A 22,266-nucleotide genomic window follows, 5' to 3' on the forward strand; every position below is an offset into this window, starting at 1 on the left:
CGGGACAGCGTCCCGATGCGGTGCCGGGCCCTCGTGCGTGGCGGACGGTTACTCGGAGGGCTCCCAGTAGTCGGTCAGCGTGGCCACGGCGGGCTCCAGGGACTTCCAGGGGCCGTCGTGGGTGAGGACCGCGAAGGCGGCGGCCGGGAAGCCGCGACGCATCATCCGCTCCCGCGCGTCACTCTCGGCCGAGCCGGCCAGGATGTCGGTGAGGGCGTGCACGCCCGGATTGTGGCCGATCACGACGACGTTGCGCACGTCGTCCGGAGTCTCGTTGAGCAGGGCGATCAGCTCGCCCGGGGAGGCCTCGTAGATCCGCTCCTCGTAGACCGTTTTCGGCCGGTGCGGGAACTCGTGGACGGCGAGCTTCCACGTCTCCCTGGTGCGGACCGCACTGGAGCACAGAGCCAGGTCGAAGGAGATGCCGGTGTCGGCCAGCTTGCGTCCGGCGACTGCGGCGTCCTTTCGGCCCCGCTCGGCGAGCGGTCGGTCATGGTCGTTCACCTGTGGCCAGTCGGCCTTCGCATGCCGGAAGAGGACGATCCTGCGGGGTTCTGCGACGCTCATGCGTCCCAGCTTCGCATGAAACAGGCCATGGGGCGCAGGGAGTTGACATGGGGCTTCTCCGCCCGCCCCCGGTGTGTGGTGTGCGTCCGGGGCGTGCCCTTCACGGCTGGCGCGCGAGCAGTTGCTGCACGCGCTCGACGAGGTGGGTGATCGCCGGCTCGCCGGTGGTCGCGTGGGCGTCGGCCGGGTTCAGTATCAGGACGAGCAGGGTGATGAAGGCGAGCGTCGGCAGGGCCAGGGCCCACCAGGGCAGCCGGGTGTCGACGCGGGTCCGGGCGGCGGTCGGGCGGGGCCTGGTGAGCGTGGGGGCCGACATGGGTGCCTCCGGTCGTCTTCGAGGGGCTCCGTGGTCCGCGTCGCGCGGCCACATCTCGAAGCTACGGAATCGGCGGCGGCCGGCCCATCCGGTGATCCACCCACTTGACCCTGACCCTCACCCCCTAGGGGACAGGGGGGTTAACCCCACCTTCGGCGGTCATGGGGAGGCGATCGTCGCGATGATGGCGATGATCACGAAGATGGCGAGGAACGAGCCGAAGACGATCAGCATCTTCTTCTGGCCGTTCTGGGGGTTCGGGTCGAGCACGGGCATGCGCTCAGTCTCGCACCCGGCACCGGGCCCACGTCCGCCGGGGTCGGCGGGCGGCGGTCTCGTCCTCCACCGTGCGGGGGCGGCCGGCCAGGACACCCACCGCCATCTGCGGGACCATCAGCGCCGCCATGAGCGCGAGAGGCAGGCCCCAGCCGCCGCTGTGCTGGTAGAGCACGCCCACCAGGAGCGGGCCCGGGATCGACAGGAGATAGCCGGTGCTCTGGGCGAAGGCGGACAGCCGGGCCACGCCGGCGCCGGTCCTCGCGCGCATCCCGATCATCGTGAGGGCCAGTGGGAAGGCACAGTTGGCGACGCCGAGCAGCAGGGCCCAGGCCCAGGCGCCTTCGGCGGGCGCGAGGTACAGGCCGGCGTATCCCGCGAGGCCGCACACGCCGAGCGCGACCACGATGGGACCCTGATGCGGCAGCCGGGTGGCGACGCGCGGGATGACGAAGGCCAGGGGCACGCCCATCGCCATGGTGACGGCGAGCAGCAGACCGGCCTCGCCCGCCGGCACGCCCGCGTCCCGGAAGATCTGCGCCATCCAGCCCATGGTGATGTAGGCGGCGGTGGCCTGGAGGCCGAAGAACGCGGCGAGTGCCCAGGCGGTGCGGCTACGGGTGACGCGCGGGCCGGCCGGCGGTTCCCCGGGCGCGTGTGTACGCGGGCCCGGTACCGCGCGCGGGGCGGACCCGCTCTCGGGGAGCCGTAGGGACCTCTCCGCCTCGTCTCCCGCCTCCCGGGGCCGTACCGACGCCTCGGCGTGGCCCACCGTCTCCCGCCGCTCCCGTACGAAGGGAAGCCACGCCAGTACGGCCGCCGCCGCCGGGCCCGCCCACAACGCGAGACCGGACTGCCAGCCACCCAGCGCCTCGGTCATGGGCACGGTGACCGCGGCTGCGGCCGAGGTGCCGAGGGCGAGGGCCATCGAGTACAGCCCGGTCATGGAACCGACCCGGTCGGGGAAGTGCCGCTTGACGATGACCGGCATCAGGACGTTGCCGACGGCGATACCCATCAGGGCGAGGGCGCTGGCGGCCAGGAAACCGGCGGGACCGCCGATGTACGGCCGTATCAGCAGGCCCGCCGTGATGGCCGCCATGCCCGCGCACACCACGGCGCCGGCGCCGAAGCGGCGGGCCAGGCGCGGGGCCGTGACGCCGAAGACGGCGAAGCAGAGCGGGGGGACGGCGGTGAGGAGGCCGGCCGTGCCGCCGCTCATGCCGAGGCCGTCGCGGACCTCTTCGAGGAGTGCGCCGAGGCTGGTGATGGCCGGGCGGAGGTTGAGGGCGGCCAGCACGATGCCGGCGACGAGCAGCCGGATCCGCCACGCGCGCGTGGCCGCTCGCGGGGCGTCTTCGGCCCCCGTGGCCTCCTTCGACGCCGAGCCGCGAAGGGCCGTGGACATCGTCGTCATGGTTTCCTCACGCGCCATGCCACCCATCATAGAATCATGGGATGATTACTTGTCCACCCCCGGGTGCCCATCCCCCGCCCCGCTCGTGCGAAGGTGTGCCATGCCCCTGAGTCATCCCCGACGCTCGGCGCTCTCCGAGCAGGTCATCGCCGAGCTGCGCAGCCAGATCACCTCGGGCGAGTGGCCGGTGGGCACGCGCATTCCCACGGAGCCCGAGCTGGTCGAGCAGTTGGGCGTCGCCCGCAACACGGTCCGGGAGGCCGTCCGGGCGCTGGCGCACAACGGCCTGCTGGCCATCCGGCAGGGTTCGGGGACGTACGTCGTGGCGACCAGCGAGCTGGCGGGTGTGATGCACCGGCGGTTCGCCGACGCCGACCCCCGGCACATCGCCGAGCTGCGCTCCAACCTGGAGTCGGGAGCGGCGCGGCTGGCCGCCGAGCGGCGCACGGAGAAGGACCTCAAGCAGCTGGACGCGCTGCTGCTGCGGCGCGACGAGGCCTGGGAGTCGGGCGAGACGGAGGCCTTCGTGACGGCCGACGCGACCTTCCATCTGGCGGTGGTGGCCGCCTCCCGCAACGACGTCATGACCGCCGTGTACGCGGACCTGGGCGAGGTGCTGCGGGACTGGCTGCGCGAGGACGTCGGCGACGAGCTCACGCCGGAGACGTACATGGACCACAGGCGGCTGGTGGACGCGATCCGCGCGGGCGACGCGGAGACGGCCGCGGCGGAGGCGGCCGGCTATCCGCTGGTGTGCCGCCCGGGGCGCGTCACGCCCTCTGGTGGCTGACCCAGGCCGAGCGGACCTCCTTCCAGCAGCGGCCGGTCAGCCGTACGGTCATGGCCGGTCCGGCGTCGGCGGGGGCACCGTCGATGTCCAGGTCCCACCAGCGGTCGCACTCGATGTGCAGGCTGACGCGGTCGGTGTCGGCGTAGGGATTGTGGCAGTGGGCGACGACGTGCGAGCCGCGGACGTCGATGCGGCACTCGGCGCCGAACGGATCCGGGTGCTCGTCGGCCAGTGCCCCGGTCGGCACGGCGAGGACGAGGGCGACGGCGGCGGTCACTGGGGCGAGGCTACGGAACAGGCGCACAAGGGAACCTCCTCGGCAGGGCTGGGGAGGGCAGCGCGTCAGTGAACGCGCTCTTCAGAGTGCCTGGTGGGAGCCGTCCGCCGCCCGGTCAGGTAGGCCGAACGGGTGATGCCCCGGCCCCCGCGCGGTGCGGGGGCCGGGGCATCGGAAACGCGACAGATCAGGCGCCGATGGCGTGCAGACCGCCGTCCACGTGGATGATCTCGCCCGTGGTCTTCGGGAACCAGTCGCTCAGCAGGGCGACGACACCCCGGCCGGCCGGCTCGGGGTCCTTGAGGTCCCACTCCAGCGGGGAGCGGGTGTCCCACACGGAGGCCAGCTCGCCGAAGCCCGGGATGGACTTGGCGGCCATGGAGCCGATCGGGCCCGCCGAGATGAGGTTGCAGCGGATGTTCTGCTTGCCCAGGTCACGCGCCATGTAGCGGCTGGTGGCCTCCAGGGCGGCCTTGGCCGGGCCCATCCAGTCGTACTGCGGCCAGGCGAACTGGGCGTCGAAGGTGAGGCCGACGACCGAGCCGCCGTTCTGCATCAGCGGCAGGCAGGCCATGGTGAGCGACTTCAGCGAGTACGCCGAGACGTGCATGGCCGTGGCGACCGACTCGAAGGGCGTGTTCAGGAAGTTGCCGCCGAGGGCGTCCTGCGGCGCGAAGCCGATGGAGTGGACGACTCCGTCGAGGCCGCCCAGCTCCTCGCCGACGATGTCGGCCAGGCGGCCCAGGTGCTCGTCGTTGGTGACGTCGAGCTCGATGACCTTGGTGGGCTTGGGCAGCTTCTTGGCGATGCGCTCGGTCAGCGTGGGCCGCGGGAACGCGGTCAGGATGATCTCGGCGCCCTGCTCCTGGGCCAGCTTGGCGGTGTGGAAGGCGATGGAGGACTCCATCAGCACACCGGTGATCAGGACGCGCTTGCCCTCGAGAATTCCGCTCATGGTGATCAGTGACCCATTCCCAGTCCGCCGTCAACGGGGATGACGGCTCCAGTGATGTACGAGGCGTCGTCCGAGGCGAGGAACCGCACCGTCGCGGCGATCTCCTCCGGCTGCGCGTACCGGCCCAGCGGGACCTGCTTCACGATGTTCTCGCGCTGCTCGTCGGTGAGCACCTTGGTCATGTCGGTGTCCACGAAGCCGGGTGCGACGACGTTGAAGGTGATGTTGCGCGAGCCCAGCTCACGGGCGAGGGAGCGCGCGAAGCCGACCAGGCCGGCCTTGGAGGCGGCGTAGTTGGCCTGGCCGGGGCCGCCGTAGAGCCCCACGACCGACGAGATCAGGACGACGCGGCCCTTCTTGGCGCGCAGCATGCCGCGGTTGGCGCGCTTGACGACCCGGAAGGTGCCGGTGAGGTTGGTGTCGACGACCGAGGTGAAGTCCTCCTCGGACATGCGCATCAGGAGCTGGTCCTTGGTGATGCCGGCGTTGGCGATCAGGACCTCGACGGGGCCGTGCGCCTCCTCGATCTCCTTGTAGGCCTGCTCCACCTGCTCGGAGTCGGTGATATCGCACTTGACGGCCAGGAAGCCGGCCGGCGGCTCCCCCGAGCGGTATGTGATCGCGACCTTGTCGCCGGCGTCGGCGAACGCGCGGGCGATGGCGAGGCCGATGCCCCGGTTTCCTCCGGTGACGAGAACCGAGCGGCTCAACGGATCACCCTTTCCATAGGGGTCTGACACACCTGCCCGAGACCTGGGCGGCAGGCTGCTTCACTCGAAACCTATCGGTCCACGCCCGCGCGGGGACATTCGGGCACCGACAGTGGGTCACGGGACTGACTGTGGAATCCCTACAGAAAGTTTGCGGACACCAGTCGGAAAAGTGTGGTCCGCGGGCCGCCGGGCGCGACATGATCGGGGTCACACAGGCGACGATTTCAGGGAGATACGTAGGTGCCTCATACCATCGACGAGAGTTTCACGGCCCTACCTCTACGCGCCCTCGCCGACGCCGCGCTCGCCCGCGCACGTGCACTCGGAGCGCAGCATGCGGACTTCCGGTTCGAGCGCGTGCGCAGTGCGTCCTGGCGGCTGCGGGACGCCAAGCCCGCCGGGTCGTCGGACACGACCGACCTGGGATACGCGGTGCGGGTGGTGCACGGCGGTACGTGGGGGTTCGCGTCCGGCGTGGATCTGACGATGGACGCGGCCGCCAGAGTGGCCTCGCAGGCCGTGGCGATGGCCAAGCTGTCCGCGCAGGTGATCAAGGCCGCCGGGTCCGACGAGCGGGTCGAGCTGGCCGACGAGCCGGTGCACGCCGAGAAGACCTGGGTGTCGTCGTACGAGATCGACCCGTTCACGGTGCCCGACGAGCAGAAGGCGGGGCTCCTCGCGGAGTGGAGCGCGCGGCTGCTGGCGGCCGACGGGGTCAACCATGTCGACGCCTCGCTGCTCACCGTCCACGAGAACAAGTTCTACGCCGATACGGCGGGGACCGTGACCACCCAGCAGCGGGTGCGGCTGCATCCGTCGCTGACGGCGGTGTCGGTCGACGAGTCCAGTGGCGAGTTCGACTCGATGCGGACGATCGCCCCGCCCGTCGGGCGGGGCTGGGAGTACCTGACGGGGACCGGCTGGGACTGGGACGAGGAGCTGGAGCGGATCCCGGAGCTGCTCGCCGAGAAGATGCGGGCGCCCAGCGTGGACCCGGGTCTGTACGACCTGGTCGTCGACCCGTCCAACCTGTGGCTGACCATCCACGAGTCCATCGGCCACGCCACCGAGCTGGACCGGGCGCTCGGCTACGAGGCCGCCTACGCCGGCACCTCCTTCGCCACCTTCGACCAGCTCGGCAAGCTGCGTTACGGCTCCGACCTGATGAACGTCACCGGTGACCGCACCGCCGAGCACGGCCTGGCGACGGTCGGGTACGACGACGAGGGGGTGGCGGGCCAGTCCTGGGACCTGGTGAAGGACGGCACGCTCGTCGGCTACCAGCTGGACCGGCGGATCGCGAAGCTCACCGGGCTCGGGCGCTCCAACGGGTGCGCCTTCGCCGACTCCCCCGGGCATGTGCCCGTGCAGCGCATGGCGAACGTGTCGCTGCAGCCGGATCCGGCCGGGATGTCGACCGAGGGTCTGATCGGCAGCGTCGACCGGGGCATCTACGTCGTCGGGGACCGGTCGTGGTCCATCGACATGCAGCGCTACAACTTCCAGTTCACCGGCCAGCGCTTCTTCAGGATCGAGAACGGGCAGATCACCGGGCAGCTGCGGGACGTGGCCTACCAGGCGACGACCACCGAGTTCTGGGGCTCGATGGCCGCGGTGGGCGGCCCGCAGACGTACGTCCTGGGCGGTGCCTTCAACTGCGGCAAGGCCCAGCCGGGGCAGGTCGCGGCCGTGTCGCACGGCTGCCCGTCGGCCCTGTTCAAGGGCGTCAACATTCTGAACACCACGCAGGAGGCCGGCCGATGAGCGCCCCCACCAACAAGCCGTACGAGGTCGTCGAGCGCGCCCTCGAGCTGTCGCGGGCCGACGGGTGTGTCGTGATCGCCGACGAGGAGTCGACGGCGAACCTGCGCTGGGCGGGCAACGCGCTCACCACGAACGGCGTCACGCGCACCCGTACCCTCACCGTGATCGCCATGGTCGACGGCAAGGAGGGCACCGCCTCCGGGGTCGTCTCCCGGGCCGCCGTCACCGCGGACGAGCTGGAGTCCCTGGTGCGGGCCGCCGAGACCGCCGCCCGGGGCGCGGGCCCCGCCGAGGACGCGCAGCCGCTGGTCACGGGCGTTGCGGAGTCGCCCGCGTTCACCGAGGCGCCCGCGGAGACCTCGTCCGCCGTGTTCGCCGACTTCGCACCCGCCCTGGGCGAGGCCTTCGCACGCGCGCGTGAGGGCGGCCGCGAGCTGTACGGCTTCGCCAACCACGAGCTCGTGTCGACGTACGTGGGCACGTCGACGGGGCTGCGACTGCGGCACGACCAGCCGAACGGGACGCTGGAGCTCAACGCCAAGTCCCCGGACCGTACACGCTCGGCGTGGGCGGGCCACTCGACGCGGGACTTCAAGGACGTCGACCCGGCGGCGCTCGACGCCGAGCTCGCCGTACGCCTGGGCTGGGCGGAGCGGCGGATCGAGCTGCCCGCCGGTCGGTACGAGACGCTGCTGCCGCCGACCGCCGTCGCGGACCTGCTGATCTACCAGATGTGGTCGGGGTCGGGCCGGGACGCGGCCGAGGGGCGCACGGTGTTCTCCAAGCCGGGCGGCGGCACCCGGCTCGGCGAGAAGCTGTCCGCGCTGCCGCTGACCCTGCGCAGCGACCCGAACGAGCCGGGTCTGGAGGCGGCGCCCTTCGTACTCGCCCACTCCTCCAGCGGCGATTCGTCGGTCTTCGACAACGGGCTGCCGCTCACCGCGACCGAGTGGATCAGCGAGGGCGAGCTGAGGAATCTGCTCACCACCCGCCACACCGCGGGCCTGACCGGGCTGCCGCTCGCGCCGGGGATCGACAACCTGATCCTGGACGGCGGTGACGACCGCTCCCTGGAGGAGATGGTCGCGAACACCTCGCGCGGGCTGCTGCTGACCTGTCTGTGGTACATCCGCGAGGTCGACCCGGCGACCCTGCTGCTGACCGGGCTGACCCGCGACGGCGTCTACCTCGTCGAGGACGGCGAGGTCGTGGGCGAGGTGAACAACTTCCGGTTCAACGAGTCGCCGGTGGGCCTGCTGGGCCGGGCGACGGAGGCGGGGCGCACGGAAAAGACACTGCCCCGGGAGTGGAGCGACTGGTTCACCAGGGCCGCGATGCCCGCGCTGCGGGTGCCGGACTTCAATATGAGCTCTGTCAGTCAGGGCGTATAACCTCGTACCTGATTCACGAGCCCACGCGAGGAGACAAGAGAACCGTGACGGACATCGTCGACGAGCTGAAGTGGCGGGGGCTGTTCGCCCTGTCCACTGACGAGGACGCTTTGCGCAAGGCGCTCGCGGACGGTCCCGTCACGTTCTATTGCGGCTTCGACCCGACCGCGCCCTCCCTGCACGTGGGGCACCTGGTGCAGGTGCTCACCGTCCGTCGGCTCCAGCAGGCGGGCCACCGGCCGCTGGCGCTGGTGGGCGGGGCCACGGGTCTGATCGGCGACCCGCGCCCGACCGCCGAGCGCACGCTGAACGACCCGGAGACGGTCGCCGGCTGGGTCGGCAAGCTGCGCGCCCAGATCGAGCCGTTCCTGTCCTTCGAGGGCGAGAACGCGGCGGTGATGGTCAACAACCTCGACTGGACGGCCGGCCTGTCCGCGATCGAGTTCCTTCGGGACATCGGCAAGCACTTCCGCGTCAACAAGATGCTGACGAAGGACTCCGTGGCCCGGCGCCTGGAGTCCGACCAGGGCATCAGCTACACCGAGTTCAGCTACCAGATCCTCCAGGGCATGGACTTCCTCCAGCTCTACCGGCGCTACGGCTGCACGCTCCAGCAGGGCGGCAGCGACCAGTGGGGCAACCTCACGGCCGGCCTGGATCTGATCCACAGGCTGGAGCCGCACGCCGACGTGCACGCGCTGGCGACGCCGCTGATGACCAAGGCGGACGGCACCAAGTTCGGCAAGACCGAGGGCGGCGCCGTCTGGCTCGACCCGGAGATGACGACACCGTACGCGTTCTACCAGTTCTGGCTGAACGTGGACGACCGGGACATCTCCACGTACATGCGGATCCTGTCCTTCAAGTCCCGTGCGGAGCTGGAGGAACTGGAGAAGCAGACCGAGGAGCGTCCGCAGGCGCGGGCCGCTCAGCGGGCGCTGGCCGAGGAGCTGACGACGCTGGTGCACGGCGCCGACCAGACGGCCGCCGTGATCGCCGCGTCGAAGGCGCTGTTCGGGCAGGGTGAGCTGACCGACCTCGACGAGCGGACGCTGACCGCGGCCCTCTCTGAGGTGCCGCACATCCAGGTCTTGGAGCTCGGTCCGGTCGTGGACCTGTTCGCCGAGGTCGGCCTCGTGGCCAGCAAGTCGGCTGCGCGACGGACCGTGAAGGAGGGCGGGGCCTACGTGAACAACGCGAAGGTCGCGGCCGAGGACGCGGTGCCCGCGACGGAGGATCTGCTGCACGGGCGGTGGCTGGTGCTGCGGCGGGGCAAGAAGAATCTGGCGGCCGTCGAGGTCACCGGCTGATCGGCGGGAGTACGACGACGGGGGCACCCCTTCCGGGACCGGGAAGGGGTGCCCCCGTCGTCGTGGTCGTCCCGGAGCTCTCAGGCCCGCTGCTGTTTCCTCTTGCCCAGCGTCGCCATGTACAGCCCGTCCCCCAGGGCCACGATGACGATCGCGGCGATCAGCTGGAAGAGGTGGCGGGTCCAGTCGACACCGGAGGTGGCCTCGACGCCGAAGGCGCGGGCGAGGGCGTTGCCGACGATCGCGCCCAGCATGCCGAAGATGGTGGTCAGCCAGAGGGGGCTGTGCTGCTTCCCCGGAATGATCGCCTTGGCGATCAGCCCCAGCACGAAACCTACGATGATCGCCCACAACCAGCCCATGGCTGCCTCCTCGTACGGCTCGACGTGAGCACTGCCCTCAGTCTGGTTCCCCGCTTTGTACGACGCATGTCGGGTACGGCCGTACGCGGTAACGCGCAGGACGTCCGGGCGGGCGGAGTCGACCCGGTCTCGAAGGCGTCGCACCTGCGGCGTAACGTGGAGAGCCGGGGAGAGTTCGAAGCGGGCGGACGGTGGAATGTGATGCGGAAGCAGGGTGCCGGCGGGAACGTCCAGGTGTTCCGGATCACCGGGGCCCGGCAGGGGCTCCAGGACGACGTGCGGGGCCGGCAGCGGCGGTATGTGATCTCGATGACGATCCGTACGGTGTCGGTGATCCTCGCGGCGACACTTTGGAACGTGGAGCGCCATGTCGCCATCGTGGCACTGGTGTTGGGAGCGGTCCTGCCCTATATCGCGGTGGTGATCGCCAACGCCGGGCGGGAGAACGCGCCCGGGTTGCCGTCGACGTTCGTGACCGCGCCCCTGCGGCCCATGATCACGCCGCCGCCGCCGGCGGCGGACGGTTCGGGTGCGGAATCGGTTTCGGAAGAGGAGCGCTTCGCGGAATCCCTTCACAAGGACTCCGCGTCCGAGCAGCCCGAGCGCCGGCCATGAGGCGCCCGTGCGCCAAGCTCAGGAAAAGCTCAGATCAATCATGCTGTTCCAGTGCCCTGCGACGGGTCGGCCGTGACATACTTCGTACGCGCTCCGCATCCCCCGTCGGAGCGACGGACCGACGCCGGGCAGCTCCCCCCGTGGCTGCTCGGCGTCGCCTTTTTGTGCGCATCTGTGAGACGGATCTGTGACTGACGAGACCCCCATCTGTTCCGCCAAGGGCTGCCGTGCCGATGCCTTGTGGGTGCTCGCCTGGAACAACCCGAAGATCCATACGCCGGAGCGGCGCAAGACGTGGCTCGCGTGCGAGGAGCATCGGGAGCACTTGTCGCAGTTCCTCGGTGTCCGGGGGTTCCTGAAGGATGTCGTTCCGTTGAAGGAGTGGGAGGAACGGGGCGTCTGAGGAGGTCGGCCCTCAGCCCCCGATGGCCGACATGGGGCGGTCCGGCTGGACGAAGTCCGGGTCGTCCAGGCCTGCGCCTGCCTTCTTGCCCCACATCGCCAGGCGCCAGATGCGGGCTATCTCCTCGTCGGGGGCCCCGGAGCGCAGGGCTGTGCGCAGGTCGGTCTCCTCGCGGGCGAAGAGACAGGTGCGGACCTGGCCGTCGGCGGTGAGGCGGGTGCGGTCGCAGGCCGCGCAGAACGGGCGGGTGACGGAGGCGATGACGCCGACGCGGTGGGGGCCGCCGTCCACCAGCCAGCGCTCGGCCGGGGCGGAGCCACGCTCGTCCTGGCCCTCGGGGGTGAGGTCGAAGCGGGTGCGGAGCGAGGCGAGGATGTCTCCGGCGGTGACCATGCCCTCGCGCTTCCAGCCGTGCTGCGCGTCCAGGGGCATCTGCTCGATGAAGCGCAGCTCGTAGTCGTGCTCGACCGCCCAGGCGAGCAGGTCCGGGGCCTCGTCCTCGTTGAGGCCCGGCATGAGGACGGAGTTGACCTTCACCGGGGTGAGGTCGGCGTCGCGGGCGGCCTGGAGTCCTTCGAGGACGTCCTTGTGGCGGTCGCGGCGGGTGAGGGTCTTGAAGACGTCGGGGCGGAGGGTGTCGAGGGAGACGTTGACCCGGTCCAGGCCCGCCGCCTTGAGGGCGGGCGCGGTGCGCTTGAGGCCGATGCCGTTCGTCGTCAGGGACATCTGGGGGCGCGGGGTCAGGGCCGCCACCCGTTCGACGATGCCGACCAGGCCGGGGCGCAGCAGCGGCTCGCCGCCGGTGAAGCGGACTTCCTCGATGCCGAGGGTGGAGACCGCTATGTCGATGAGGCGGACGATCTCGTCGTCCGTGAGAAGGTCGGGCTTGGCCAGCCACTGCAGGCCCTCCTCGGGCATGCAGTACGTGCAGCGCAGGTTGCACCGGTCGGTCAGCGAGACCCTCAGGTCGGTGGCCACTCGGCCGTAGGTGTCGATGAGCACGTGGGCCCCCTCCCCGTAGCGGATCGCGTGTTTCTGTCGTCACCTGTGAGCCTACGCGACGCCGCTGACATCAACAGTGCCCGATCCCCCCACGTGCGAAGCGGCCGCGTCGTGGAGATCCACGACGCGGCCGCGGTCGGTGGGTTCAGTGGGCGCCGGTGCCCGTCAGGGAGCGGACCTCCAGCTCGGCGTACTTGCCGTGGTCGGGCTTCTCCTTCGACAGGAGGGTGCCGACGATGCCCAGCAGGAAGCCGACCGGGATGGAGATGATGCCGGGGTTCTCCAGCGGGAACCAGTGGAAGTCGACGTCCGGGAACATCGAGGTGGGCTTGCCGGAGACGACCGGGGAGAACAGCACCAGGCCGACCGCGGTGACCAGGCCGCCGTAGATCGACCAGAGGGCTCCGGAGGTGGTGAACCGCTTCCAGAAGAGGCTGTAGAGGATGGTCGGGAGGTTGGCGGAGGCGGCGACCGCGAAGGCGAGGGCGACCAGTCCGGCGACGTTGAGGTCGCGGGCGAGGGCGCCCAGCAGGATGGAGACGGCGCCGATGCCGACGGTGGCGTACCGGGCCGCGTTGATCTCCTGCTTCTCGGAGGCCTGCCCCTTCTTGATGACGTTGGCGTAGATGTCGTGCGCGAAGGAGGAGGACGAGGCCAGGGTGAGGCCGGCGACGACGGCGAGGATGGTGGCGAAGGCGACCGCGGAGATGGTGGCGAGCAGGATCGCGCCCCAGTTGGAGTCGACGCCGCCGAGGTGGAGGGCGAGCAGGGGGGCCGCCGTGTTGCCCGCCTTGTTGGAGGCGATGATCTCGTCCGGCTTGATCAGCGCGGCGGCGCCGAAGCCGAGGGCGAGGGTCATCAGGTAGAAGGCGCCGATCAGGCCGATGGCCCAGATGACCGACTTACGGGCGGCCTTGGCGGTGGGGACCGTGTAGAAGCGGATCAGGATGTGCGGCAGGCCCGCGGTGCCCAGGACCAGGGCGATGCCGAGCGAGATGAAGTCCAGCTTGGTGGTGCCGGTGGCGCCGTACTTCAGGCCGGGCTCCAGGAAGGCCGCGCCCTTGCCGCTGTTGTCGGCGGCCGAGCCGAGCAGTTCGGAGACGTTGAAGTCGAACTTCAGCAGGACCAGGAAGGTCAGCAGCAGGGCACCCGCGATGAGGAGCACGGCCTTGACCATCTGGACCCAGGTGGTGCCCTTCATGCCGCCGATGGTGACGTAGACGATCATCAGTACGCCCACCAGGGCGACGATGCCGATCTTGCCGCCGTCGCTGGTGATGCCGAGCAGGAGCGAGACCAGGACGCCCGCGCCGGCCATCTGGGCCAGCAGGTAGAAGATCGAGACGACGATGGTGGAGGTGCCGGCGGCCGTGCGGACCGGGCGCTGGCGCATGCGGTACGCGAGGACGTCGCCCATCGTGTAGCGGCCGGAGTTGCGCAGTGGCTCGGCGACCAGCAGGAGGGCGACGAGCCAGGCGACCAGGAAGCCGATGGAGTACAGGAAGCCGTCGTACCCGAAGAGGGCGATGGCGCCCGCGATGCCGAGGAAGGACGCCGCGGACATGTAGTCGCCGGAGACGGCGAGGCCGTTCTGGAAGCCGGTGAACTGGCGTCCGCCCGCGTAGAAGTCGGCGGCGTCCTTGGTCTGGCGACCCGCCCACACGGTGATGACGAGGGTCGCCACGACGAACACCGCGAACAGGGTGACGATCAGGGAGCGGTGCTCGCTGGCCTCGCCGGCGGCGAGCAGGGTGGTGTGCTGTGCGGGGCTCATGCGCCGCCCTCCATCCGGGACTTGATGGCGTCGGCCTTGGGGTCGAGCTTGGCGGCGGCCGTGCGCGCGTACCACCAGGCGATGAGGAACGTGGTGAGGAACTGGGCGAGGCCCAGGGCGAAGGCCACGTTGATGTTGCCGAAGAGCTTGGTGCCCATGAAGTCGCCCGCGTAGTTGGAGAGCAGGACGTACAGCAGGTACCAGGCGATGAAGGCGACGGTCAGCGGGAAGGCGAAGCCGCGGTAGGAGCTGCGCAGTTCACCGAACTCCGCGCTCTCCTGCACCGCGACGAACTCCTCCGTGGAGGGGAGTTGGGCTTGGGTCTTCGAGGGGGGCGGTGTCTCGGTGGCCACGGAGTCTCCTCGCGTTGCGGGTGGCGGGTCGGGCGGGGGCTCGATCGTGCATGCGCTCCCTGACCAAGGGCACGGCGGCGCGCTAGGGCCGGTTCAACTCGATCGCGTTGTTTCGAAAGGTCATTGCTGGCCGGTGAGTAGGGGAGATAGCTTCGGCGACAGCAACACCCGTCATGTACCTGCCCAGCCGCTACCTGTGTCCGGGCCGGTCCCGTTTCCGGATGATGTGGAGACCCCATGGCTCATCTGCCTTCCAGACGCCGCCTCGCTCTCGCGGTGCCCGTCGTGCTGTCGCTGACCGCCTCGCTCGGCTTCCTGCCGACGGCTGCCTCGGCGGCTCCCGTCACGGCGTCGACCACCCAGACGACCGAGGCCGGGACGCTGGCCTATGTCGTCAACACGAAGGTGGACCACCGCACGATCGAGTCGGTGAAGAAGGCGGTCGCCGCGGCCGGCGGCACCCTCGTCGCGTCGTACGAGAAGATCGGCGTGCTCGTCGTCCACTCGGCGAACCCCAACTTCGGGCCGCGGATACGCGCGGTGCGCGGGGTGCAGTCGGCGGGTGCGACGCGTACCGCGCCGCTGAGCCCCGCGGGGACCACCGACGAGGGAGCCGTCCAGGTCCTGTCGAAGGCGGAGGCCGCGAAGATCGAGAAGGCGTCCGACGCGGCGGGCCAGAGCGAGCCGCTCGAGGCCGACCAGTGGGACCTGCGGGCGATCGGCGCCGACAAGGCCGCCGCGATCAACCCGGGCAGCAAGAAGGTGACGGTCGCCGTGATCGACACCGGCGTCGACGACACCCACCCGGACCTCGCGCCGAACTTCTCCGCGTCCCAGTCCGCCAACTGTGTCGGCGGCGTCGCCGACACCAGTGAGGGCGCCTGGCGGCCGTACACCGCGGACGACTACCACGGCACGCATGTCGCCGGTGAGATCGCGGCGGCCCGCAACGACATCGGCGTGGCCGGTGTCGCGCCCGGTGTGAAGGTCGCCGGCATCAAGGTGAGCGACCCGAAGGACGGCCTGTTCTATCCGGAGAACGTCGTCTGCGCGTTCGTGTTCGCCGCCGACCACGGCGTCGAGATCACGAACAACAGCTACTACGTTGACCCGTGGCTGTACAACTGCATGGACGACCCCGATCAGAAGGCCATTGTTGACGCGGTCAACAGGGCCCAGCTGTACGCCCAGAAGAAGGGCACGCTCAACGTCGCCTCCGCGGGCAACTCCAACCACGACCTGGACGCCGACTCGCTCACGGACACCAGCAGCCCCGACGACTCGACGCCGGTGACCCGCACGGTCGACCCGCACGAGTGCTTCGACGTGCCGACCCAGCTGCCGGGTGTGGTCACGGTGAGCGCGACGGGCGTCAAGGGCACCAAGTCGTACTACTCCAGCTACGGCCTGGGCGTCGTCGACGTGGCCGCTCCGGGCGGCGACAAATACCAGATCCCGGACACGCCGTCGGCCAACGGCCGCATCCTGTCGACGCTGCCGAACAACACGTACGGCTTCCTGCAGGGCACGTCCATGGCCTCGCCGCACGTGGCCGGCGTGGCCGCGCTGCTGAAGTCGAAGTACCCGTTCGCCTCCCCGGCGCAGCTCCAGGCGCTGCTCAAGGCACAGGCCGACAACCCGGGCTGCCCGACGGAGCCGTACGACGGCAACGGTGACGGCGTGGTGGACGCGACGTGCGTGGGTGCCAAGCGGTTCAACGGCTTCTTCGGCTTCGGCGTGGTGAACGCGCTGCGCGCTGTGAAGTAGGAGCACCTGCCATATATTGATTGAGTCAATACTGCACAATGCAGTCATGACATCAATCACGTTCGTGTGGTCGGAGCTGGGCGGAGACCCCGCCCGGCTCGCACACGTGTCCACCGTCGTCAGGGAGGGCGCCCTGCGGGCGCGGCTGCCCGTCCGGGAGCTGGGGCGGGCCTGTGTGGGCGCGTGCGCGCTGGCCGGAGCGGAACTGGCGGCGCGGCGCGCGGGACTCGCGCGGGTACCCGGGGTACGCGTGGACGACGGGGCGGTGGCGACCGCGTTCACCAGTGAGCGGCAGCTGTCGGTCGACGGGCGGGCGCCGGAGGCCTTCGCACCGCTGTCGCGGCTCTGGCGGACGGCCGACGGATGGGTGCGCACGCACGCCAACTACCCGCATCACCGGGAGCGGCTGCTGAAGGCGCTGGGCGGTCTGCCGCAGGACCCGGGCGCCGTCGAGGCGGCCCTGGCCGAACGGTCCGCGCGGGAGGTCGAGGACGCGGTGTACGCGGCCGGTGGCCTGGCCGTCGCGCTGCGCACGCCCGAGGAGTGGGCGGCGCACGAGCAGGCGGCGGTGGCCGCGCGCCCTCTCATCGAGCGCGGCCGGCTGGACGGGACACGCGCGCGTGCGCTCCCGCCCCTCCATGGCGCTCCCCTGCTGCCCGCCGCCGGGGTGCGCGTCCTGGACCTCACCCGGGTCCTCGCCGGGCCGGTCGCCACCCGCACCCTCGCCCTGCTGGGCGCGGACGTCCTGCGCCTCGACGCGCCCCACCTGCCCGAACTGCCCGACCTGCACGCCGACACCGGCTTCGGTAAGCGCTCGGCCCTGCTGGACCTGACCACCGACCGGCGCGCCTTCGACGAGCTGCTCGCGGCCGCGGACGTCGTCGTCACCGGCTACCGGCCGGGCACACTGGACCGGTTCGGGCTCTCCCCCGAGGCGCTGGCGGAGCGCCGGCCGGGGCTGGTGGTGGCGCAAGTGTCGGCGTGGGGTGCGCACGGGCCGTGGGGCGGGCGGCGCGGCTTCGACAGCCTCGTGCAGGTGGCCACGGGCATCGCGGCCGTCGAGGGGTCGGCGGAGCGGCCCGGCGCGCTGCCCGCGCAGGCGCTCGACCACGGCACGGGGTACCTGCTGGCGGCGGCCGTACTGCGGGCGCTGACCGAGCAGTCGTACGACGGCGGGAGCCGATTCGCGCGGGTGGCGCTGGCGCGGACGGCGGCGTGGCTCATGGAGGGTACGGGGGCCGAGGAGGAAGACGGGGAGGGCGGCAAGGACAGGGAGATCTACGTCGGGCCGGAGGCCTGGCTCGCGGAGACCGACAGTCCCCTCGGTCGACTGCGGTACGCCCTGCCGGCGGTGTCCTTCGACGGCGGTCCGGGTGACTGGACGCGTCCGCCGGGACCCTGGGGGTCGGATCCGACGGGCTGGGCGTCAAGAGTTGAGCGTGCGGGTTGATTTTGTCGATGGATCAACACAGGCAACCCGCCCGCCCAGGGCGCCCCGGACCAGCAGGAACTGTGCGGCGACGTAGGTGAGCATGATCCACAGGTCGGGGCGTGGCGGTTGGGGCCACTCGGCGACGCCGGTCGCGATGAGCGTGTCGGAGAGCAGGAAGAGCACGCCTCCGGCGCAGGCAAGGGGGCCCAGGCGGGTGGCGGCGGTGTACGCCATGGCGGTGAGGAGGGTGCTGTAGCCGGCGACGGGGATGCGCAGGCCGGGCGGGAGATCGGGCCACAGGAGGGTGAGGGTGGCGACCAGGACTGCGGCGTAGGCGGGGGCGAAAACGGCGGCACGCGCGCGTGGGCGGCCGTATCGCGCGAAGAGCGCGAGGTAGCACACGTGCCCGGCCGCGAAGCACGCCATGCCGGCGAGGAAGGCGGGGTCGGCGTCGGAGAGGAGCAGGACGTCGCCGCCCCAGCCGCACAGGAGGGCCGCGACGAGCAGTCGGGGCGCACCGCTCGCGGCCGCGCGGGCGGCGAGGAGGGGCATGAGGAGCGGCTTGGCGACGGTGTGCCCGGGATGCCAGCCGGCCGCGAGGGAGCCGAGGTCGACGGCGGTCACGAGGACGAAGGCGGCGAGGAGAGGTCGGGGGCGGGGCCGGTGGTTCACGCGGCGGTGCTCTCCTCGACCGGCGCCGGCACGTCGGCGCCGGTCCGGGCCGGCTGCCACCCCGGCCCGCGGAACACCCGCCCCGCGCGCTCGCGCCAACCGCTCGCCGCCTTGATGTCCTTGACGATCGCGACGTACTCATGGGTGGCGACCTTGATCGGGTTGAACGTGTTGATGTTCTTGGTCAACCCGTAGACGGGCCGTTCGGTCTCGGCGACGAACGAGCCGAAGAGCCGGTCCCAGACGATGAGGATGCCGCCGAAGTTGCGGTCGAGGTAGCCGCCCTGGGAGGCGTGGTGGACACGGTGGTGCGAGGGCGTGTTGAACACGAACTCGAACCACCGGGGCATCCTGTCGATCCGCTCGGTGTGGATCCAGAACTGGTAGACGAGGTTGGCGGAGGAGCAGAACGCCAGCGCGGCCGGGTGCACGCCGACGGCGACGAGCGGGACGTAGAACGGCCAGACGGTGAGGGAGGTCCAGGGCTGGCGCAGGGCGGTGGTGAGGTTGAAGTTGCGGCTGGAGTGATGGACGACGTGGCAGGCCCACAGGATGCGGATGACGTGGTGGCCGCGGTGGGACCAGTAGTAGAAGAAGTCCTGCGCGAGCAGCATGAGCGGGACGGTCCACCACAGCACCGGGACCCGCAGGGGCGTCAGTTCGTGGACCGCCGTGTAGACGACGAGGATCGGGATCTTCCAGACGAAGTCGAAGACGAGGCTCCCGAGCCCCATGCCGACGCTCGTCACGGCGTCCTTCGCCTCGTATCCGGCCGCGTTCTCGTCGGGATGGATCCGGACGCTGATCATCTCGACCACGGTGAGCAGCACGAAGGCGGGTATCGACCACAGCACGACATCGGGCAGGTTCGGCATGGGGGCACCGTAGAACCGCAGGTCGGCCGGGGCTAGACGTTGTTACCCACAAGTATTTCCGGGGGTATGCGCTTGCTTGTTGGCGATCTCCGCCAAGAGGGGGCCGGGTGCTGCCTACGATGCCGTGGGCAGCGGACGGGGAGGCCGGATGCAGGGGCTCGAGGTCGTAGTGGTGCGGCTGGCGTCGACGGTGGTTTCGACGGTCGCGAGGTCGTTGCTGAAGCCGAGTCCGGGGGCGGGGCTGGTGCCGGATCCGGTACGGCCGCTGCCGAAGCCGGCGGAGCCGGAGAAGCTGGCGCGGGTGCTGGGCGAGCGGATCGCCGGCGGGTACGCGGGGCTGCCGGAGCATGAGCGGCTGGCGGCGGTCGCGGCGGTCCAGGACACGTTCGCGGCGGCGGCTCCGCTGGACGCGAAGCGGCTGTTCGCCGCGGATCTCGACCCCGGCCGGCTCGCGGACGGGTTGCGGCGTCCCGTCGACGACCTGTCGGAACCGGCTCAGGTCCTCTACACGGAGCTGCTGCGGCTCTGCTGCGCCCATGCTGTCGAACAGCTCACCACGCAGCCGTCGTTCGCGGCCCGGGCGGCGGTCGAGCAGACACGGCGGACGGGGGCGCTCCTGCGGGAGCGGGTGGCGGAGCAGAGCGCCGAGGGGGGCTTCGAGCAGCGGTACGCGGACTTCGTCGCGCGGACGCACGCGCGGCTGGAGTTGTACGGCGTGACGTTGGGCGGACGAAAGCGGGCCGAGTGGCCGCTGGACACGGCATATCTGTCGCTCACGGTGAGCGGGGATCGGCCGCACGGACCGCATCCCGAGGGGCTCGGCGGGCCGGCCGCCGGGCAGACCGCCGTGAAGGTGGAACAGGCGCTGGCGGACTGCGACCGTCTGGTGTTACGGGGCCCGGCCGGGTCGGGCAAGTCGACGCTGTTGCAGTGGCTGGCGCTGAACGCGGCACGGCAGAGCTTCGGGCCCGAGCTGACGGACTGGAACCGGTGCGTGCCGTTCGTGCTGCGGCTGCGGTCCTTCAACACCCCCGGTGGACTGCCCCTGCCCGAGGACTTCCTGTCGGCGTCGGGGGTACCGCTGCGGGCGCCGGTGGGATGGGTCGAGGAACTTCTCGTTAGCGGCCGGGCGCTGGTGCTGGTGGACGGGGTCGACGAGGTGCCGGTGCGGCTGCGCGACCGCACGGAGAGCTGGCTGAAGTCACTGATCGCGGCCTTCCCGCTGGCCCGATACGTGGTGACGACCCGTCCGTCGGCGGTACCGGAGGACTGGCTGTCGGAGCAGCGCTTCACCGAGCACTCCCTGCTGCCGATGGAGCGGGACGACATCAGAACGTTCATCCGGCACTGGCACGAGGCGGCGCGGCTGGAGTGCGGACCGGACGCGGAGACAGAGGCGCTGGACCGGTACGAAGCGGGGCTGAACCAGGCGGTGGCGACCCGCCGTGACCTGGGGCGGCTCGCGACGAATCCGCTGATGTGCGCCCTGCTGTGCGCGCTCAACCGGGACCGGCACATGCAACTCCCCCGTGCTCGGAAGGAGTTGTACGACGCGGCGCTCGACATGCTGCTGGTGCGGCGGGACACGGAGCGCGAGATCGCGTCAGTGGAGGGCGTGGTGCTCTCCCGCGACGAGCAGGCGGCCCTGCTCCAGCGGCTGGCGTACTGGCTCATCCGCAACGGTCAGGTGGAGGCCTCCCGGGGCGAGGTCGTGGCCCTGCTCGAGGAGTGGCTGGCGGCGATGCCGCAGGTGCGGGAGCAGGGGGACGCCGAGCAGGTCTTCGCCCATCTGCTGATCCGCAGCGGGCTGCTGCGCGAGCCGGTTCCGGGCTATGTGGACTTCGTCCACCGCACCTTCCAGGACTACCTGGGAGCTAAGGCCGCGGTCGAGGCCCGCGACTTCGGGGTGCTGGTGCGCAACGCCCACGACGACCAGTGGGACGACGTGGTGCGTATGGCGGTCGGGCACGCGCGCATGGACGAACGCGGGCGTCTGCTACGGCAGTTGCTGAGACGCGCGGACAAGGTGCGGCGGCACCGGGAGCGGCTGGTGCTGCTGGCGGCGGCGAGTCTGGAGCATGCGCCGGAACTGGATCCGGGCGTGCGCGCCGAGGTTGAGGAGCGGACGGCGGAGTTGATGCCGCCGCGGTCGCCCAGGCAGGCGAACGCCCTCGCCAAGGTAGGCGAGTTGGTGTTGGAGCTGTTGCCGGCTCCGGAGGGACTGACGGAACGGGAGGCCGCGGCGGTGGTCCACACGGCAGGGCGCATCGGAGGCGATGCGGCACTGGGGGTGATCGCGCGGTTCCGGGCCGACGAGCGCCCCCGTGTGCGTTCCTCGCTCGACTTCGCCTGGCCGTCGTTCGACACCGTCGAGTACTTCGAAACGATCCTCGAAGGCACCGTCACCTCCGACGACATGCTCAACATGCGAGATGCCGCGTCCCTGTCGCTGCTTGCGCGTCTCCCTCAGCTCACCGAGCTGAACCTGGTGGGCGACCACGGCCTCCCTAGCCAGGTTCTGCGGCACACGGCTCTGAAATTTCTCGGGCTCTCCCGAAACGACGGGATCAGTGACCTCTCGCCGCTGAGGGACCTGCCGAACCTGCGGCAGCTCTCCCTCAACCACCTCCGGTTCGTCACCGATCTCCGTCCTCTCGCCGGCCTCCCGCTGACCCACGTCTACCTGTACAGCCCTGCGGACGGACTCTCGCTGGCCCCTCTGGCGGACCTGCCCGACCTGCGGCATCTCGTTTTCGACTTCGCGGCCCCCGAAACGCGACTGGACCAGCTCACCTTCGCCCCGAAGCTCACCGGCCTCGGCTTCTTCCTGCGAGCCTGCGCCACCAGGCTGACCGGGCTCGAAGCCCTGACCTCGCTGGCGTGGCTCACCGTCAACGCGGAGACGCAGTGGCGCGAGTTCCTGGCCGCCGGCACGTTCTCACCGCTGAAGACGCTCCAAGTTCTGGACGTGCCCCGCGTCGACCTCGCGGACGTGGTGTCCCACCAAGGCCTGAGCCACGTCTATCTCGGCAACATTCCTCAGGTGGACCACGTCGCCGCCCTCGCCGACCTGCCAGATCTGAAGCTCGTCGAGTTCTCCCGTTGCGGCCCCTTCGACCTCACCCCGCTCGCCGACCTCTCCCACGTGGACATCCGCCTCTTCGACTGCGGCCAGGTACTCGGCACCGGCCTCTTCCCCCGGGACCGCCTGATCATCGACTGAGACGGGGCCTTC

General features: G+C 70.7%; 22 protein-coding genes. 9 read left to right on the forward strand and 13 right to left on the reverse strand.

Annotated features, from left to right (window positions below; translation table 11 throughout):
- Nucleotides 1-48 precede the first annotated feature (48 nt).
- The 4 genes from ACIBVL_RS00090 to ACIBVL_RS00105 all read right to left on the reverse strand — a co-directional run bounded on the left by ACIBVL_RS00090 (nt 49) and on the right by ACIBVL_RS00105 (nt 2,606).
- On the reverse strand, nt 49-567 hold the full coding sequence (locus tag ACIBVL_RS00090) for a SixA phosphatase family protein (RefSeq protein ID WP_399089166.1): 519 nt from the start codon (nt 565-567) through the stop codon (nt 49-51).
- Between the two features lie 100 nt (nt 568-667).
- The gene (locus ACIBVL_RS00095) at nt 668-883 is read right to left on the reverse strand and encodes a hypothetical protein (protein ID WP_399089169.1); all 216 of its coding nucleotides are present in this window, start codon (nt 881-883) and stop codon (nt 668-670) included.
- Between the two features lie 159 nt (nt 884-1,042).
- Complete coding sequence (locus ACIBVL_RS00100) at nt 1,043-1,159, reverse strand: SGM_5486 family transporter-associated protein (RefSeq protein WP_399089172.1); 117 nt, start codon at nt 1,157-1,159, stop codon at nt 1,043-1,045.
- Between the two features lie 4 nt (nt 1,160-1,163).
- On the reverse strand, nt 1,164-2,606 hold the full coding sequence (locus ACIBVL_RS00105; protein ID WP_399089175.1) for a CynX/NimT family MFS transporter: 1,443 nt from the start codon (nt 2,604-2,606) through the stop codon (nt 1,164-1,166).
- A gap of 70 nt (nt 2,607-2,676) precedes the next feature.
- Between ACIBVL_RS00105 and ACIBVL_RS00110 the strand changes: the two genes are divergently transcribed.
- On the forward strand, nt 2,677-3,366 hold the full coding sequence (locus tag ACIBVL_RS00110; RefSeq protein ID WP_399089178.1) for a FadR/GntR family transcriptional regulator: 690 nt from the start codon (nt 2,677-2,679) through the stop codon (nt 3,364-3,366).
- On the opposite strand, the gene ACIBVL_RS00115 is transcribed toward ACIBVL_RS00110, so the two are convergent.
- From ACIBVL_RS00115 to fabG, 3 genes are all read right to left on the reverse strand, one after another.
- Nucleotides 3,347-3,670: a hypothetical protein gene (locus ACIBVL_RS00115; protein WP_399089181.1), complete on the reverse strand. Its 324-nt coding sequence runs from the start codon at nt 3,668-3,670 to the stop codon at nt 3,347-3,349. The two genes, ACIBVL_RS00110 and ACIBVL_RS00115, sit on opposite strands and share 20 nt — an antisense overlap.
- Before the next feature lie 160 nt (nt 3,671-3,830).
- Complete coding sequence (gene fabI, locus ACIBVL_RS00120; protein WP_399089184.1) at nt 3,831-4,598, reverse strand: enoyl-ACP reductase FabI; 768 nt, start codon at nt 4,596-4,598, stop codon at nt 3,831-3,833.
- A gap of 5 nt (nt 4,599-4,603) precedes the next feature.
- Nucleotides 4,604-5,308 carry a 3-oxoacyl-[acyl-carrier-protein] reductase gene (fabG, locus tag ACIBVL_RS00125; protein WP_399089187.1) on the reverse strand — a complete coding sequence of 235 codons (705 nt, stop codon included), beginning with the start codon at nt 5,306-5,308 and terminating at the stop codon, nt 4,604-4,606.
- Between the two features lie 243 nt (nt 5,309-5,551).
- On the opposite strand from fabG, the gene ACIBVL_RS00130 reads away from it, so the two are divergent.
- The 3 genes from ACIBVL_RS00130 to tyrS are packed head-to-tail and all read left to right on the forward strand — an operon-like array spanning nt 5,552 to nt 9,776.
- Nucleotides 5,552-7,075: a TldD/PmbA family protein gene (locus tag ACIBVL_RS00130; RefSeq protein ID WP_399089190.1), complete on the forward strand. Its 1,524-nt coding sequence runs from the start codon at nt 5,552-5,554 to the stop codon at nt 7,073-7,075.
- Nucleotides 7,072-8,466 carry a metallopeptidase TldD-related protein gene (locus tag ACIBVL_RS00135; RefSeq protein ID WP_399089193.1) on the forward strand — a complete coding sequence of 465 codons (1,395 nt, stop codon included), beginning with the start codon at nt 7,072-7,074 and terminating at the stop codon, nt 8,464-8,466. The genes ACIBVL_RS00130 and ACIBVL_RS00135 overlap by 4 nt, the downstream gene beginning before the upstream one ends.
- A 44-nt stretch (nt 8,467-8,510) precedes the next feature.
- On the forward strand, nt 8,511-9,776 hold the full coding sequence (tyrS, locus tag ACIBVL_RS00140; RefSeq protein ID WP_399089196.1) for a tyrosine--tRNA ligase: 1,266 nt from the start codon (nt 8,511-8,513) through the stop codon (nt 9,774-9,776).
- Between the two features lie 80 nt (nt 9,777-9,856).
- Here the strand turns inward: tyrS and ACIBVL_RS00145 are convergent, their stop codons facing one another.
- The gene (locus tag ACIBVL_RS00145) at nt 9,857-10,138 is read right to left on the reverse strand and encodes a GlsB/YeaQ/YmgE family stress response membrane protein (protein ID WP_399089199.1); all 282 of its coding nucleotides are present in this window, start codon (nt 10,136-10,138) and stop codon (nt 9,857-9,859) included.
- 201 nt (nt 10,139-10,339) lie between these two features.
- Here ACIBVL_RS00145 and ACIBVL_RS00150 point away from each other — a divergent pair, with 201 nt between their 5' ends.
- Entirely contained in the window at nt 10,340-10,753 is a 414-nt protein-coding gene (locus ACIBVL_RS00150) for a DUF3099 domain-containing protein (RefSeq protein WP_399091940.1), read from the forward strand.
- Nucleotides 10,754-10,940: 187 nt separating this feature from the next.
- Nucleotides 10,941-11,156, forward strand: coding sequence for a hypothetical protein (locus ACIBVL_RS00155; RefSeq protein ID WP_399089202.1), 216 nt, complete (start codon nt 10,941-10,943; stop codon nt 11,154-11,156).
- Between the two features lie 12 nt (nt 11,157-11,168).
- On the opposite strand, the gene moaA is transcribed toward ACIBVL_RS00155, so the two are convergent.
- The 3 genes from moaA to ACIBVL_RS00170 form a co-directional block, all read right to left on the reverse strand.
- On the reverse strand, nt 11,169-12,158 hold the full coding sequence (moaA, locus tag ACIBVL_RS00160) for a GTP 3',8-cyclase MoaA (protein ID WP_399089205.1): 990 nt from the start codon (nt 12,156-12,158) through the stop codon (nt 11,169-11,171).
- Nucleotides 12,159-12,303: 145 nt separating this feature from the next.
- On the reverse strand, nt 12,304-13,932 hold the full coding sequence (locus ACIBVL_RS00165) for a cation acetate symporter (protein ID WP_399089207.1): 1,629 nt from the start codon (nt 13,930-13,932) through the stop codon (nt 12,304-12,306).
- Nucleotides 13,929-14,285 carry a DUF485 domain-containing protein gene (locus tag ACIBVL_RS00170; protein WP_399089210.1) on the reverse strand — a complete coding sequence of 119 codons (357 nt, stop codon included), beginning with the start codon at nt 14,283-14,285 and terminating at the stop codon, nt 13,929-13,931. The genes ACIBVL_RS00165 and ACIBVL_RS00170 overlap by 4 nt, the downstream gene beginning before the upstream one ends.
- 237 nt (nt 14,286-14,522) lie before the next feature.
- Between ACIBVL_RS00170 and ACIBVL_RS00175 the strand changes: the two genes are divergently transcribed.
- Both ACIBVL_RS00175 and ACIBVL_RS00180 read left to right on the forward strand, forming a co-directional pair.
- Entirely contained in the window at nt 14,523-16,052 is a 1,530-nt protein-coding gene (locus ACIBVL_RS00175; protein WP_399089213.1) for a S8 family serine peptidase, read from the forward strand.
- 46 nt (nt 16,053-16,098) lie between these two features.
- Nucleotides 16,099-17,502, forward strand: a complete 1,404-nt coding sequence (locus ACIBVL_RS00180; RefSeq protein WP_399089214.1) for a CoA transferase — start codon at nt 16,099-16,101, stop codon at nt 17,500-17,502.
- On the opposite strand, the gene ACIBVL_RS00185 is transcribed toward ACIBVL_RS00180, so the two are convergent.
- Nucleotides 17,479-18,156 (reverse strand): lysoplasmalogenase, encoded by a 678-nt coding sequence (locus tag ACIBVL_RS00185; RefSeq protein WP_399089217.1) that lies wholly within the window; start codon nt 18,154-18,156, stop codon nt 17,479-17,481. The genes ACIBVL_RS00180 and ACIBVL_RS00185 overlap by 24 nt on opposite strands.
- Complete coding sequence (locus ACIBVL_RS00190; protein ID WP_399089219.1) at nt 18,153-19,031, reverse strand: sterol desaturase family protein; 879 nt, start codon at nt 19,029-19,031, stop codon at nt 18,153-18,155. The genes ACIBVL_RS00185 and ACIBVL_RS00190 overlap by 4 nt, the downstream gene beginning before the upstream one ends.
- A 148-nt stretch (nt 19,032-19,179) precedes the next feature.
- Here ACIBVL_RS00190 and ACIBVL_RS00195 point away from each other — a divergent pair, with 148 nt between their 5' ends.
- On the forward strand, nt 19,180-22,254 hold the full coding sequence (locus tag ACIBVL_RS00195) for an NACHT domain-containing protein (RefSeq protein WP_399089221.1): 3,075 nt from the start codon (nt 19,180-19,182) through the stop codon (nt 22,252-22,254).
- The last annotated feature ends 12 nt before the right edge of the window (nt 22,255-22,266 follow it).

The sequence above is a fragment of the Streptomyces sp. NPDC049687 genome, from assembly GCF_044465285.1.
Lineage (GTDB): Bacteria > Actinomycetota > Actinomycetes > Streptomycetales > Streptomycetaceae > Streptomyces.

Excerpts from the sequence above, each read along its gene's own strand:
- ACIBVL_RS00090 (WP_399089166.1), bottom strand. The coding sequence starts at position 567 with ATGAGCGTCGCAGAACCCCGCAGGATCGTCCTCTTCCGGCATGCGAAG.
- ACIBVL_RS00095 (WP_399089169.1), bottom strand. The coding sequence starts at position 883 with ATGTCGGCCCCCACGCTCACCAGGCCCCGCCCGACCGCCGCCCGGACC.
- ACIBVL_RS00100 (WP_399089172.1), bottom strand. The coding sequence starts at position 1,159 with ATGCCCGTGCTCGACCCGAACCCCCAGAACGGCCAGAAGAAGATGCTG.
- ACIBVL_RS00105 (WP_399089175.1), bottom strand. The coding sequence starts at position 2,606 with ATGATGGGTGGCATGGCGCGTGAGGAAACCATGACGACGATGTCCACG.
- ACIBVL_RS00110 (WP_399089178.1), top strand. The coding sequence starts at position 2,677 with ATGCCCCTGAGTCATCCCCGACGCTCGGCGCTCTCCGAGCAGGTCATC.
- fabI (WP_399089184.1), bottom strand. The coding sequence starts at position 4,598 with ATGAGCGGAATTCTCGAGGGCAAGCGCGTCCTGATCACCGGTGTGCTG.
- ACIBVL_RS00135 (WP_399089193.1), top strand. The coding sequence starts at position 7,072 with ATGAGCGCCCCCACCAACAAGCCGTACGAGGTCGTCGAGCGCGCCCTC.
- ACIBVL_RS00145 (WP_399089199.1), bottom strand. The coding sequence starts at position 10,138 with ATGGGCTGGTTGTGGGCGATCATCGTAGGTTTCGTGCTGGGGCTGATC.
- ACIBVL_RS00150 (WP_399091940.1), top strand. The coding sequence starts at position 10,340 with ATGCGGAAGCAGGGTGCCGGCGGGAACGTCCAGGTGTTCCGGATCACC.
- ACIBVL_RS00165 (WP_399089207.1), bottom strand. The coding sequence starts at position 13,932 with ATGAGCCCCGCACAGCACACCACCCTGCTCGCCGCCGGCGAGGCCAGC.
- ACIBVL_RS00175 (WP_399089213.1), top strand. The coding sequence starts at position 14,523 with ATGGCTCATCTGCCTTCCAGACGCCGCCTCGCTCTCGCGGTGCCCGTC.
- ACIBVL_RS00180 (WP_399089214.1), top strand. The coding sequence starts at position 16,099 with ATGACATCAATCACGTTCGTGTGGTCGGAGCTGGGCGGAGACCCCGCC.
- ACIBVL_RS00190 (WP_399089219.1), bottom strand. The coding sequence starts at position 19,031 with ATGCCGAACCTGCCCGATGTCGTGCTGTGGTCGATACCCGCCTTCGTG.
- ACIBVL_RS00195 (WP_399089221.1), top strand. The coding sequence starts at position 19,180 with ATGCAGGGGCTCGAGGTCGTAGTGGTGCGGCTGGCGTCGACGGTGGTT.